The sequence below is a fragment of the Streptomyces sp. NPDC054887 genome (assembly GCF_053610585.1).
In genome coordinates this window covers 70,688-83,164 of sequence record NZ_JBSGYQ010000025.1, presented here as the reverse complement: position 1 = coordinate 83,164, position 12,477 = coordinate 70,688, and the positions used below count along the sequence as shown (strand labels likewise).

At 73.8% G+C, this 12,477-nt stretch carries 12 protein-coding genes; 3 read left to right on the top strand and 9 right to left on the bottom strand.

The window, feature by feature from the left end; all coding sequences use genetic code 11:
* Positions 1-7: 7 nt before the first annotated feature.
* The 3 genes from ACWGH0_RS16665 to ACWGH0_RS16655 all read right to left on the bottom strand — a co-directional run bounded on the left by ACWGH0_RS16665 (position 8) and on the right by ACWGH0_RS16655 (position 3,734).
* On the bottom strand, positions 8-1,030 hold the full coding sequence (locus ACWGH0_RS16665; RefSeq protein WP_453404862.1) for an AAA family ATPase: 1,023 nt from the start codon (positions 1,028-1,030) through the stop codon (positions 8-10).
* Positions 1,031-1,180: 150 nt separating this feature from the next.
* Positions 1,181-3,256, bottom strand: coding sequence for a VMAP-C domain-containing protein (locus tag ACWGH0_RS16660; protein WP_453404861.1), 2,076 nt, complete (start codon positions 3,254-3,256; stop codon positions 1,181-1,183).
* 7 nt (positions 3,257-3,263) lie between these two features.
* The gene (locus ACWGH0_RS16655) at positions 3,264-3,734 is read right to left on the bottom strand and encodes a CU044_2847 family protein (RefSeq protein ID WP_453404860.1); all 471 of its coding nucleotides are present in this window, start codon (positions 3,732-3,734) and stop codon (positions 3,264-3,266) included.
* A 149-nt stretch (positions 3,735-3,883) separates the two neighbouring features.
* On the opposite strand from ACWGH0_RS16655, the gene ACWGH0_RS16650 reads away from it, so the two are divergent.
* Positions 3,884-4,066 carry a DUF6104 family protein gene (locus ACWGH0_RS16650; RefSeq protein ID WP_005312030.1) on the top strand — a complete coding sequence of 61 codons (183 nt, stop codon included), beginning with the start codon at positions 3,884-3,886 and terminating at the stop codon, positions 4,064-4,066.
* A 160-nt stretch (positions 4,067-4,226) separates the two neighbouring features.
* On the opposite strand, the gene ACWGH0_RS16645 is transcribed toward ACWGH0_RS16650, so the two are convergent.
* Complete coding sequence (locus ACWGH0_RS16645) at positions 4,227-5,078, bottom strand: hypothetical protein (protein WP_453404859.1); 852 nt, start codon at positions 5,076-5,078, stop codon at positions 4,227-4,229.
* A 181-nt stretch (positions 5,079-5,259) separates the two neighbouring features.
* Here ACWGH0_RS16645 and ACWGH0_RS16640 point away from each other — a divergent pair, with 181 nt between their 5' ends.
* Positions 5,260-6,153: a DUF4097 family beta strand repeat-containing protein gene (locus ACWGH0_RS16640; protein ID WP_453404858.1), complete on the top strand. Its 894-nt coding sequence runs from the start codon at positions 5,260-5,262 to the stop codon at positions 6,151-6,153.
* A 1-nt stretch (position 6,154) separates the two neighbouring features.
* The gene (locus ACWGH0_RS16635) at positions 6,155-7,135 is read left to right on the top strand and encodes a helix-turn-helix transcriptional regulator (RefSeq protein ID WP_453404857.1); all 981 of its coding nucleotides are present in this window, start codon (positions 6,155-6,157) and stop codon (positions 7,133-7,135) included.
* A 327-nt stretch (positions 7,136-7,462) separates the two neighbouring features.
* Here ACWGH0_RS16635 and ACWGH0_RS16630 read toward each other — a convergent pair whose 3' ends face one another.
* The 5 genes from ACWGH0_RS16630 to ACWGH0_RS16610 all read right to left on the bottom strand — a co-directional run bounded on the left by ACWGH0_RS16630 (position 7,463) and on the right by ACWGH0_RS16610 (position 12,238).
* Positions 7,463-8,032 carry a Clp protease N-terminal domain-containing protein gene (locus ACWGH0_RS16630; RefSeq protein WP_453404856.1) on the bottom strand — a complete coding sequence of 190 codons (570 nt, stop codon included), beginning with the start codon at positions 8,030-8,032 and terminating at the stop codon, positions 7,463-7,465.
* The gene (locus ACWGH0_RS16625; RefSeq protein ID WP_453404855.1) at positions 8,032-8,241 is read right to left on the bottom strand and encodes a helix-turn-helix domain-containing protein; all 210 of its coding nucleotides are present in this window, start codon (positions 8,239-8,241) and stop codon (positions 8,032-8,034) included. The genes ACWGH0_RS16630 and ACWGH0_RS16625 overlap by 1 nt, the downstream gene beginning before the upstream one ends.
* A 99-nt stretch (positions 8,242-8,340) precedes the next feature.
* A complete protein-coding gene (locus ACWGH0_RS16620) occupies positions 8,341-9,774 on the bottom strand; it encodes a cellulase family glycosylhydrolase (RefSeq protein WP_453404876.1) in 1,434 nt (477 codons plus the stop codon).
* Positions 9,775-9,849: 75 nt separating this feature from the next.
* Entirely contained in the window at positions 9,850-10,821 is a 972-nt protein-coding gene (locus ACWGH0_RS16615) for a zinc-binding dehydrogenase (RefSeq protein WP_453404854.1), read from the bottom strand.
* Positions 10,822-10,990: 169 nt separating this feature from the next.
* Complete coding sequence (locus ACWGH0_RS16610) at positions 10,991-12,238, bottom strand: NAD(P)-dependent malic enzyme (RefSeq protein ID WP_453404853.1); 1,248 nt, start codon at positions 12,236-12,238, stop codon at positions 10,991-10,993.
* Positions 12,239-12,477 lie beyond the last annotated feature (239 nt).

Genomic DNA, 12,477 nt, shown 5'->3' with positions numbered 1-12,477 from the left:
ACGGCGCTCACCTCGGGCGGTCGAGTGGTCGCATGAGCATGTCGGCGATGCGCTCGCGGGTGACGCGTTCGGCCCGCGGGGCGTGCTGGGTGAGGTAGAGGGCGTTGAGCAACTGGTCGGCGGCGATGATCTCGCCCGGTTCGCGGGCGAGGAACCGCTCGATCAGGTCCCGTCCCTCGGTGGCCGCCGCACTGCCGAGGTGCGCCTCGACCATGGCGGTCAGCTGCTCCTCGCCGGGCGGCTCCAGTTCGAGCTGGATGCAGCGGCGCAGCAGCGCGGCGGGGAAGTCGCGTTCGCCGTTGGAGGTGAGGACGATGAACGGGAAGGTCGTGCAGCGGATCCGGCCGCCGTGCACCGGCGCCTTGCGCCCGTCGTCGGTCAGGACCTCGACGACCGGCTCGCGGTCGGCGATCCGCTCCAGCTCCGGGATGGCGAACTCGCCTTCCTCCAGGGCGTTGAGCAGGTCGTTCGGCAGGTCGAGGTCGCTCTTGTCGAGTTCGTCGACGAGCAGGACGCGCGGCTGGTCGGACGGCAGCAGCGCGGTGCCGAGCGGTCCGAGGCGCACGTACGAGCCGATGCCGGCCGCCGACGAGGGGGCCGCCTCGCCCCGCGCGCGCTCCAGTTGCACGTCCTGGAGCCGGCCGATGGCGTCGTAGCGGTAGAGCCCGTCCTGGAGGGCGGTACGGCTGACGATCGGCCAGCGCAGGACCCGTCCGAGCCCCAGTTCGTGGGCGACGGCCTGCGCCAGCGTCGACTTGCCGGTGCCCGGATTGCCGGTGACCAGCAGCGGGCGGCGCAGGTAGAGGGCCGCGTTGACGGCGTCGACCTCGGCGGGCCTCGGGTGGTGGTTCTCCACCAGGCGGCGCTGTACGCCGAGCCGGCGGGCGGCGCTCGGGTCGGTGGCGGCGGGGTCGGAGCCGTCGGCGTCGGGGCCGACGGAGGCGAAATCGCGCCAGGGCGGCGGGCCGGGCAACCGCTGCACTCCGTCGTGCGGCAGCCCCGCGCCGCGATAGATCCGCCAGTCTGTCACTGAGTCTCACCTCGCGGGTGGATGGTGGGGACGGAGCCGGCCCGGCGGTCCGGGAGGCTGACGTTACCGGTCAAGTCCCTTGCCGCCGAGCCTGGTTGAGGTCCGGACCACGGATTTCGGCCGCACATGAGGGACTCCTCCTGACGGTTGTCACGCGCTGGGTCCCGACACCGGCGGCGGGGCCTGGAGGGGCGCCCCGTCGTACGGCGGACGGTCGGGCGGATCGAAGAGTACGGCGACCGACGCGGCCCAGGACGCGTCCGACACGGCGTCGGGCGTCGCGTCCGGGTCCATCGAAACGATGCGCAGGGAACGTATGTGCCGGTGCAGGCCCTCCACGCCGTCGGCGCGCACCAGCAGTGCGTCGGCCCGTACGTGGAACTCGTGGCAGTCGGTGTGCTCCCGGCCGCACCGGCGCCACAGCGCGAGCGGGTGCCCGGCGGCCAGCGCGGCGGCCATGGCGTCGAAGCCGTCGCCGCTGCCGACCGGCCCGCAGTACACGGGCACGGTGCCGTCCTCGGCGTCGGACAGCCTGGCGTACGCGGCCCTGCGGGACTCCCGGCGGGCGCCGGGGCCGTGCCCGGACGCGGGGACCTCGCCGCGCAGCGGTACGACGGACAGCGGCCCCCGGACGGCTGCCTTCCAGCGGCGGCGCCACTCGGGGCTCGCGGGGCGGTCCCGGCGCCTGCGGTCCCGTATGACGACGATGCGGCGTTCCCCCAGGGCCATGCTGTGCTCGTCGAAGAGGTCGTCCTCGGGAGAGAGCCGCCAGGTGTCGAGGGGCTCGTCGAACAGCTCGCGCGGCAGCAGTGCCTCGACCGCCGCCAGATGCTCGCCGCTGTCGCCCCGGCGCAGGGCGTCGGCCAGCGGTTCGCGCAGGGTCTCGCGCAGTGCGGCGCGGGGCACGCCCCGGTCGTCGCCGGAGAGCGGGCTGACGGTCCGGCCGTCGTAGAGGAGCTTGACGCGCCAGGGGTAGCGGTCGCCGTAGTGCACCGGGTCGATCTCGACGAGCACGTCGGCGCGGGCCTGACCGGCCGGGCGCTCCCGTACCTGCGGGAAGCCGAACCCGGTGGCCGCGGCAGCCGTCCCGCGGGACTCCAGCACCTGGGCGATCTCCTCGCGGATCGCCTGGTGCGCCGACTCGCTCTGTGTGGTGATCCACTCGGCGAGCTCGGTGAGGGCGGTGCGCTCCGCCCCGGCGCAGCGGCCCGGGCCCTGGCCGGCGAGGTGCCGGACGACCTTGGCGGCGTACAGCAGGACCGCGTCGACGTCGAGGTCGCGTCCGCTCGCGTGGCCGCGCAGGTCGTGCAGCAGACCGACGCCGTCGCGCCAGGTGCGCGGGTCGTGCTCGATGGGTGACTGGTAACCGCTGTGCAGGACACGGCGCTTGACGTCGTCGACGAGGGTCATGACCTCGCCGGGTCCGGTGGGCGGGGGCAGTTCCGCGAACCGGCCGAAGAGGTGGGCGCGCGCGGCGGGCAGGAACCCCGGCGCACCTTTGCGCAGGTCGGCCTGCGCCTTGATCCAGCCGCCGCCCGCGGCCGTGGTGCTGCGGAAGCGGCGCAGATGGTGACGGTCGTGCTCGCGCAGGACGGTGTGGAGGATGCCGCCGCCGCGCAGGTCGTGCAGTTCGCGGAGCGCGGTGAGGGGCACGGCCGCTCCCTCGTGCTCGCCGCGCCCCTTGTTCATGGCGACGACGGCGCCGTGCCGGAGGTCGACGACGGGTCCTCCGGAGCAGCCCTCGACGGGCAGGCTGCCCCGTAACAGCAGCGCCTTGCCGTCGGTGGCGTGCGCCTTGCCGATGCCGTACCGGATGCCCAGGTCGCCGGTCTCGCGCGACCATCCGTGCAGGCTCACGTCGGCGGGGATGGCGGGCGGACGCTCGCTGAGCCAGACGCAGGCGGCGTCCCGCGCGTCCGGGACGCGGACCAGGGCGATGTCGGGGAACTCCCAGCGGTACGGCGGCTCTTCGGGATCGGCGGGGCGCGGCTTGGCGAGCACCACTTCCCCCGTGGTCACACCGCCCTGCCAGGTGATGCCGAGCGCACGTTCACCCCTCCACACGGCGGCTCCCCCCTTTCCCACGACATGGGCGCAGGTCAGCACCCAGCCGGGGGCGATGAAGAATCCGCTGCCCCAGTAGTGGGCGCCGTGCGGGTCATACCCGGCTCCGGGCGCGGCGATGCGTACGAGCGAGGGGCGCACGCTCTCGTCGAAGACGTTCACGGCGCGCTCATACGGTGCCGGGGGCCGGGGAGCCCGGCCCCGGGTCCGGCGCGACGGCCGGGTCGGCGTCCGGGTGCGCCCCGGGGCGCGCGGGCGGGTCGGCGGGCATCGGCGGCAGGGGGCCGGCGGGCGGGTCGGCGGCCGGCGGCTGCGCCGGTTCGGTCCACGTCAGGGAGACGGTGACCGACGCCTTGCCGCCGCCGTCGGCGAGGACCCCGACCACCTTGCCGGCCTGGGCGGACAGCTCGATGCCGAAGGTCACGGCGACCTCGACGGGGGCGGGGGGCCGCAGCCCGGCGCGCAGGGAGCGCACCACGCCCTGGACGACGTCGGTCAGTCCGCCCGCCATGGACACGACCCGGTCCCCGATGCCGGTGTCCCGGTAGCCGCCGCCCCGGTCGAGCTCCTGTGCCTCGCTGACGCGCGCCCAGACGACGGTCCCGTCGTCGAGCCGAACCTGTGCGATCCCATTGGCCACAGCGTCCCCCGCTCCCCCACGCGATGAATGGTGAAGGTTAATCGCTGCTGGGTACGAGCGCGAGGGACTCGGGGATCAGTGCCTATCCTGGCTTGGAACAACCGCTGTCCGCCCCTGGCCACCCGCCTGTCCCACCACGGAGCACCACCTTGTACTTCACCGATCGCGGCATCGAGGAGCTGGAGAAGCGGCGCGGCGAGGAGGAAGTCACCTTCGAGTGGCTCGCCGAGCAGCTGCGCACCTTCGTCGACCTCAACCCGGACTTCGAGGTTCCGGTCGAGCGCCTGGCGACCTGGCTGGCCCGCCTGGACGACGAGGACGACGAGGAGTAGCCCGTACGGAGGGCCCGTACGCACGGCCGGCTCGGCGCGGGCCGCAGTCGGTCCGCGCACGGACTAACCAGGCGCGGGCCCGGGCCGGTGGGCGTGCGGACGTACAAGGCGCGTGCGGACCTACAGGGTGCATGCCTGAGCCGGTGCGCGTGCGGACGTGTCAGGCGCGGGCCCGGAGCCGGTCGTACGCGAGACCGAGCGCGCCCTGCGCGACCAGCACCCCGCCCGCGAACGCCCAGCCGCCGTCGCGCCTGCGCAGGCCCCACAGGGCGAGCGAGACGCCGGCGGCCAGCTGGGCGGCGTTCAGGAGGCGGGCCCTGCGGCCCCGGAGCCAGGGGCCGGCCGGGCCGCTCTCGACGACGTCGAGTTCCGCGCGCACGGCGTCGCGCCAGCCGGACCACTCGACCGTCTCCGCGCCCGGCCGCGCCCGCGCCGCCTCCCGCAGCCGGTCGGCCGGTTCGCCGGGCGCCAGGCCGGCGGGCAGCACGAGGCCGAGGCGGGACAGTACCGCGACGAGGCCGACCAGCCTGGCCCGGCCGTCGGCGTCGGCGTCGGGGCGGGTGAGCGCCGCCAGGGCCTCCACGTCCAGTACGGGATCGAGCCCGAGCCGGGCCGCGAACGTGCGCATCGCCTCGTCCTCCCCCACCGGCGTCCCGTCCGCGAGCCACTCGTAGCCGACCTGGCGCCGGAAGCCCGAGGCGAGCGTGAAACCGGCCCGGTCGGCGTCCCACCAGAGGGCGAGAACCGGCCAGGTGACGCCGACGGCGAGCGCCGTGGCCCAGCCCGCGAGCACCCGGTCGACCGGTTCGCCCCCGTCCAGCCAGGGCTTGCCCTCGGGCACGACGACGCTCCACCGCTCCTTGGACCCGGATGCCTGGCCGGACCCGGCGTCGTCGGCGGGCGCCAGGAGCAGGCGTTCGCGCAGCAGGTGGGCCGCGGGCCGTACCGCCTCGGTGTCGGCCGCGCACAGCAGCAGCGCTCCCACCGGACGGGCACCGAATGTCGCGTTCATGCCTTCACGCTAGGTCCTCCGTCCCGGTACGGCGCGTACGAGTGGGCCGCTCGCGTGGGCGGTGCCCCGGCCCACCGCCCTTGACTTCGATTCGCCGCGATATATCGTGAGTGGACATAGACGCGATATGTTGCGTTGCTGTGCGGCGCCTGGCGCCGGACCGACCAGATCGGGGAGAAGCATGACCCAGCCGACACGGGCGGTCGCCGAGCCGCAGAAGCTCACCTTCGAGGACCCGGTGACCGCGCTCAGCGTGCGCATCGTCGACGGCACGGTGAACGTCGTCGGCGTCGACGAGGGCCCCGCCCGTCTCGAAGTCTCCGCGCTCGACGGCCCGCCGCTGATCGTCACCCAGGAAGAAGGCACCCTGACGGTCACCTACGAGGACCTGCCCTGGAAGGGCTTCCTCAAGTGGCTCGACCCCAAGGGCCCGCGGCGCAGCGCCGTCGTCTCCCTCGCCGTACCCGCCGGCGCGTCCATCGCGGTGGGCGTCATCGGCGCGGGCGCCGTCGTCTCGCGGATCGCGGGCCCCACGGACGTACGCGGCATCACCGGCGACATCACCCTCGTCGGCCTCTCCGGTCCCGTGCGCGCCGACACCGTCGCGGGCGGCGTGGAGGCGCAGGGCGTCACCGGAGAGCTCCGCTTCCACTCCGTGTCCGGCGACCTGACGGTCGTGGACGGCTCGGGCTCCGCCGTACGGGCCGACTCGGTCAGCGGCGACATGGTCGTCGACGTGGACCCCGCCGGGAAGCCGGCCGACATCTCCCTCACCTCGGTCTCGGGCGAGGTGGCCGTCCGCCTGCCGCACCCTGCCGACGCGACGGTCGAGGCGAACACGGCGAGCGGTTCCGTGTCCAACGCCTTCGAGGACCTGCGCGTCACCGGCCAGTGGGGGGCGAAGAGGATCACGGGCACGCTGGGGGCCGGCAGCGGCCGGCTCCGCGCGACGACCGTCTCCGGCTCCATCGCCCTGCTGCGCCGCCCGCCGGCCGGCGACGACGTCCCGCACGACGCGGACGCTCCGGCCGGCCAGGACGAAGCGGACGCTCCCGCCGACAAGAAGGTGCTCTGACATGCCTCCCGTATTCGCCCACGGCCGCCTGCGCCTGTACCTGCTGAAGCTGCTCGACGAGGCCCCGCGCCACGGTTACGAGGTGATACGCCTCCTGGAGGAGCGCTTCCAGGGCCTCTACGCCCCGTCCGCCGGCACCGTCTACCCCCGCCTCGCCAAGCTGGAGGCGGAGGGCCTGGTCACGCACGCCACCGAGGGCGGCCGCAAGGTCTACTCGATCACCGACGCGGGACGCGCCGAACTGGCGGGGCGCGGCGGCGAGCTGGCCGACCTGGAGCTGGAGATCCGCGAGTCGGTCTCCGGACTGGCCGCCGAGATCCGCGACGACGTGCGCGGCGCGGCGGGCAGGCTGCGTCGCGAGATGCGGGCCGCCGCGAGCGAGACCCGGCAGCAGGCCGCGCCGTCGCCGTCGAAGGGCGGCGACTGGGAGGCCGCGTTCGGGGACAGCGAGGCGTGGCGGGCGGCGAAGGAGGAACTGCGCAAGGCCAAGCTGGAGTGGAAGGAGCAGGCCCGCCGCGCGAAGGACGAGAGCCGCCGCGCCCGCGAGGACGCGCAGGAGGCGCGCCGCCAGGCGCAGGAGGCACAGGACAAGGCGCGGGAGCAGGTGCAGCGGCTCGCGCAGCAGGTGCAGGAGCAGTTCGCGCGGGGCGACTGGCCCAAGGGGGTACGGGAGGGCCTGGCGGAGATCAGCAAGCAGTTCGGCTTCTTCGGCCGCCCGCCGCAGCCCGCGGAACCGGCGGCGGAGACCGCCGACGTCAAGGTCGAGCGTACGGACACCCCTCCGGAGCCCGCATGGGCCCGGGACCCCGGGTCCGGCGAACCGGCCCGCGACCTGGACCGCCTGCTCGACCGCTTCCGGGACGACATCCGCGACGCGGCCCGCGACCACGGCGTGACCCCGGCCCAGCTCCAGGAGGCCCGACGGCACCTGTCCACGACAGCGGCCCATCTGGCGGCGCTGCTGCGGCAGCCGGAGAAGTAGGGGGAGTCCAAGTCGGGGCGCCGGGGCGCGAAGCCACCGGGGACGCGCCAAGGGCCCAGTGCCCTGCGGGGCGGCCGCACACCGCGTCCGCCCCTCGGCCGATCGCCGTACGTTGAGCCCGCTCTCCCGAGAGGCCGCCCCGCGTCAGCCCTCGGCGGCCGCGCCGGAGGGGCGGAGCCACCCGGGAGGACGAGCGGGGGAACGGGGCGCGGGCCCGGCGCCCCGCCCCTGCGCGACGGCCGTGCACCGCGCCCCGCCCTTCGCCGCCGCCCGCCCCGCACCGGCGGCCCTCGTCAGCCCGCCGGCGCGGGCGGCCAGGGGCCCGCGTCAGCCCGCCGCGGCCGCGCCCGGGTCACCGAACAGTGCGCGCTCCGCCGCTCCGTACGTCGCCCCGTACTCCGCCAGCACGTCGGCGACGGCGCCCGGTTGTGCGATCAGCGCGAGCAGCAGGTGCTCGTCGCCGACGTGCCGGTCGCCCCGCCCGAGCGCCACCCGCAGGGAGTTCTCCAGCACGGCCTTGGCCCGTGGCGTGAACGGTCGGTGCGTCCCCAGCAGGCCGCGCCGCACGCCGCGCCCCGACCGCAGCGCGCCCTCGCCGTGCGCCTCCTCCACCTTCGAGACGATCTCCGCCACATCGATGCCGATGCCGGCCAGCGCCTCCTGGTCCGCCTTGGACAGCCCGCCCCGGCGCCGCACCTCGGCCAGCGCCCGTGCGACCTCGTCACGGCGCCCGGCGACGCCCAGGGCGGCGAAGGCGAAGGACGAACGCGTGCCCTCCTGGTGCAGCAGGGCCAGCAGCATGTGCTCCTCGGTGACCGAGTCGGCGCCCGCCCGTTCCGCCTGGATCACCGCGCCCCTGACGACGCCCTTGGCACTCTTCGTCAACCGCTCGAACATCAACGCCTCCCGTACTTCTTGTGGACTGCCTGCCGGCTGACGCCCAGCTCGGCCGCGATCTCCTGCCACGACCAGCCCTGATTGCGGGCGCTTCTCACTTGCACGGCTTCGAGCTGCTCCAGCAGCCGCCGCAGCGCGACGACGGCGCGCAGCCCCACCCGGGGGTCCTGGTCGCCCGCGCGCTCGGCGAGATCCGTTGCATCGGTCATGACTGTCAACCTACATTGACAGCCGCCGGGCGTCAACCAAGGTTGACGACACGCGAGTGAGACCCGTACGGGACCGGACAAGCCCGCCCACTCCTCCGTTCACCGCATCCCGGTCGCCGTCGCGGGCACAGGAGCGGGAGTAGAGGAAGAGGAAGGCTCGACCGTCACCGAGATCCGCGCCCCCGGCCGCGCGTGGATCCGCCCGGCCCGCACCCACGCCGGCCCCTCCACCCGCACCCGCCAGTCGCGGGCCCGCGAGGGCAGCGACAGCTCGGTGGCGCCGCGCCCGGAGGCGACGTACGTCAGCCGGTAGGTGCGGGTGGCCGGGTCGTACGACTGCGATCGCGGCTGCCCGGCGACGGCGGGCGCGTACGGCGACGCCGTCTGCTCCTTGTTCGTACGGAACTCCCCCGCCGCGTCCACCGCGCAGTAGCCACCGCCGTAGCACCACACGTAGCCCGCCCAACCGGAGCTGTAGCGGTTCATGGACGCCAGCGCGTCCCGGTAGAAGCGCCCCATGTTCGGCAGGGCGTTGTTGAGCGGCCCCCACTCGCCCACCACCACCGGCACGCGGTACCGCTGCGGGTACTCCGTCACAGCGGCCTCGTACGACTCGATCCAGCCCGCCGCCGGGTCGTAGTCGGCGCCCGCCTCCATCGCGGTGTTGTAGAAGTGCGGCGCGTACACGACCTTCGGGTCGTCGATCCTGCCCAGACCGGTGGGCACGCCCTCGCCCACGATGGGCGTCGGCTCGACGAACACCCAGGAGTGGCGGTCGACCGACCGGACCGCGTCGGCCAGGCGGTTGTGCATCGGAGTGATCTGGTCGCGTTCGATCCGGCGGGCCGCCGTCGGCAGGTCCTCGCCCTCCCGCAGCTCACCCATCGGCTCGTTGATCAGGTCGTACCCGAGCACCGCCGGATGGTCCGCGAACCGGTCCGCGAGCACCCGCCACATGGCGGCCTGGGCGCGCCGGAGGTCCGGGTCCTCGTAGAGATGGGTGAAGGCCCGCTGGACGGCCGGCTGGAAGTACTCGGAGAACCAGTCGTCGGGGTTGGGCGTGAACGGCAGCCCGTCGGTGCGGGTCGCCCACTCCGGGATGCCGCGGTGGCCGAAGGCCGGGCCGAAGACGTCCTGGTGGGCGTCGATCAGCACGTGCACGTCGTACTTCTCGGCCCAGTCCAGAATGCGCTCGATCTTGCGGAGGTACGCCGTGCTGTACCGCCCGCGCCGGGGCTCCAGGTCGTCCCAGAAGACGAGCAGGCGGGCGAAGTTGAAGCCGCGCCCGCGCAGGTCGCGGAAGTGCTTCTCCGTGATGGCGGACAGCGCCTCGTCGCCGCGGTGGGTCTTGTCCTCGACGTTCCAGCCGCGCAGGGTGAGGACGCGGCCCCGGTCGTCGGTGAGCCGGGGGACCGCGTCACCGCCGCCGGACTCCCGTGCGGCGGCCGCCGGGGTCAGGGCCCCGGCCGCCAGTGCGGCCGTACAGACGGCAGCGGCCCAGATGCGGACGGTTCGAGCTCGTACGGACACCACAGAAACCACGGAAACCCCTCCGGCAGCACGTCGTCGTCGCGTGCCGGAGAGCACATCAGCAGAACTGACGGTCCATCAAGAGGTCGTCAGCACGATCTTTCCGAAAAGGTCGCCGCCCGCCATCCGCTCGAAGCCCTCCCGGGCCCGGTCCAGCGGCAGCACCTCGTCGACGACCGGCCGTACGCCCGTCGTCGCGCAGAACGACAGCAGGTCCTCGAGCTCGTCCTTGGAGCCCATCGTCGAGCCGACGACCTTGAGCTCAAGGAAGAAGATCCGGTTGAGTTCGGCGGACGGCGGGTTCGGGCCGCTGGTCGCGCCGGAGATGACCAGCGTGCCGCCGGGCCGCAGGGACTTCACCGAGTGCGACCAGGTCGCGGCGCCGACGGTCTCGATCACCGCGTCCACCCGCTGCGGCAGCCGCGCGCCCGGCTCGAACGCCTCGACCGCGCCCAGCTCGACCGCCCGCTTGCGCTTGGCCTCGTCGCGGCTGGTGGCGTACACCCGCAGGCCCGCCGCCTTCCCGAGGACGATCGCAGCGGTCGCGACCCCGCCGCCCGCACCCTGCACGAGGACGCTGTCGCCGGGGCGCACACCCGCGTTGGTGAAGAGCATCCGGTACGCCGTGAGCCAGGCGGTCGGCAGGCAGGCGGCCTCGGCGAACGACAGCTCCCTGGGCTTGGGGAGGACGTTCCACGCCGGGACGGTGACCTGCTCGGCGAAGGTGCCCTGGTACTTCTCGGTCAGGATGGAGCGCTTCTCGCGGGGCCCCACGCCGTGTCCCGTCTCGCCGATCACGGAGTGCACGACGACCTCGTTGCCGTCGGCGTCGATCCCGGCTGCGTCACAGCCGAGGATCATCGGCAGAGCCTCCTCGCCCAGGCCGACGCCGCGCAGCGACCACAGGTCGTGGTGGTTGAGCGAGGCGGCCTTGACGGTGACGGTGGTCCAGCCGGGCCTCACCTCGGGCGCGGGGCGCTCGCCCAGCTCGAGGCCGTTCAGCGGCTGGTCGCGGTCGATGCGGGCGGCGTAGGCGGCGAACATGACCATGACGATAGGGCGGCTCGCCGCGCGACGGAACCACGCACGGGTGTGACACGCGTCGCTCACACGAGCGGCGAGCGGAATCCGGGGCACCCGCACCCCCCACACAGGCGACGGGCCGTGCCGCGCCCCCTCGCGGGGACACGGCACGGCCCGTCTCAGGCGGAGCCGGTGGCTACCGTCGCGCGACACCCTCCGCGCGAGCCGCCGCCGCCACGGCCGCCGTGACGGCCGGAGCGACGCGCTCGTCGAAGGGGGACGGGATGACGTAGTCCGCGGCCAGCGCGTCGCCGACGACGTCCGCCAGCGCGTTCGCCGCCGCGATCTTCATGCCCTCGGTGATCCTCGACGCGCGCACCTGGAGCGCGCCCGCGAAGATCCCCGGGAAGGCCAGCACGTTGTTGATCTGGTTCGGGTAGTCGCTGCGCCCGGTGGCGACGACCGCCGCGTACTTGTGCGCGACGTCCGGGTGGACCTCCGGGTTCGGGTTGGCCATGGCGAACACGAACGACTGCGGCGCCATCGACGCCACCGCCGGCTCCGGCACCGTACCGCCGGAAACGCCGATGAAGACGTCGGCGCCGACGAGCGCCGTCTCCAGCGAGCCGGTCAGCCCGGCCCGGTTCGTGATCTCGGCCAGCTCGCGCTTGACGTCCGTGAGGTCGTCGCGGTCCCGGCTGACGATGCCCTTGCGGTCGGCGACGGCCACGTCACCGAGCCCGGCCGCCAGCAGGAACTTCGCGATGGCGACCCCGGCCGCACCGGCGCCCGAGATCACGGCGCGCAGGTCGCCGAGCGTACGGCCGGTGAGCCTGGCGGCGTTGCGCAGCGCGGCCAGGGTGACCACGGCCGTGCCGTGCTGGTCGTCGTGGAAGACCGGAATGTCCAGCTCCTCCTGGAGCCGGCGCTCGATCTCGAAGCAGCGGGGCGCCGAGATGTCCTCCAGGTTCACGCCGCCGAAGGACGGGCCGAGCCGCACGACGGTCTCGATGATCTCGTCCACGTCGGTCGTCGCGAGCGCGATCGGCACCGCGTCGACGCCGCCGAACTGCTTGAAGAGGATCGCCTTGCCCTCCATGACGGGGAGCGAGGCCTCGGGGCCGATGTCACCGAGCCCGAGCACCGCCGTGCCGTCCGTCACGACGGCCACGACGTTCGATTTCCAGGTGTAGTCGTTGACCAGATCGGGCTGCTCCGCGATCGCGCTGCACACCTTGGCGACGCCCGGCGTGTACGCGAGGGACAGGTCGTCCTTGTCGCGCACCGGAACGGTCGCCTGGATGGCCATCTTGCCACCGCGGTGCAGGGCGAAGGCCGGATCGAAGGGCTCCTCCGGAGCCCCTTCCGCACTGTTGCCCGTGTTGCTGTCCATAGTCCTGTCCGCACTGCTGTCGCTGCGAGGATTGACGATCTCCGCTGCCATTCGTTTTACCCCTTAAGTCTTCATCAGTTGAGGGTGGCCGCTCCTGGTTGAGGAGGGGTGGGCGGGCACCGCGTCCGTTCCCTGCGCTGGGCGGTTGGCCCGCCCTGACAGAGAGGAGGTACGTACGCGCGGGCGCGCCGCACACGCGCCCTGAGCCCCGGATGAGGGGTGTAACCGTCTTTTCTACCTGATCGGCGGCATCGGCGACGAGCCCGTATCACCGCGGCGGTACGACTCAT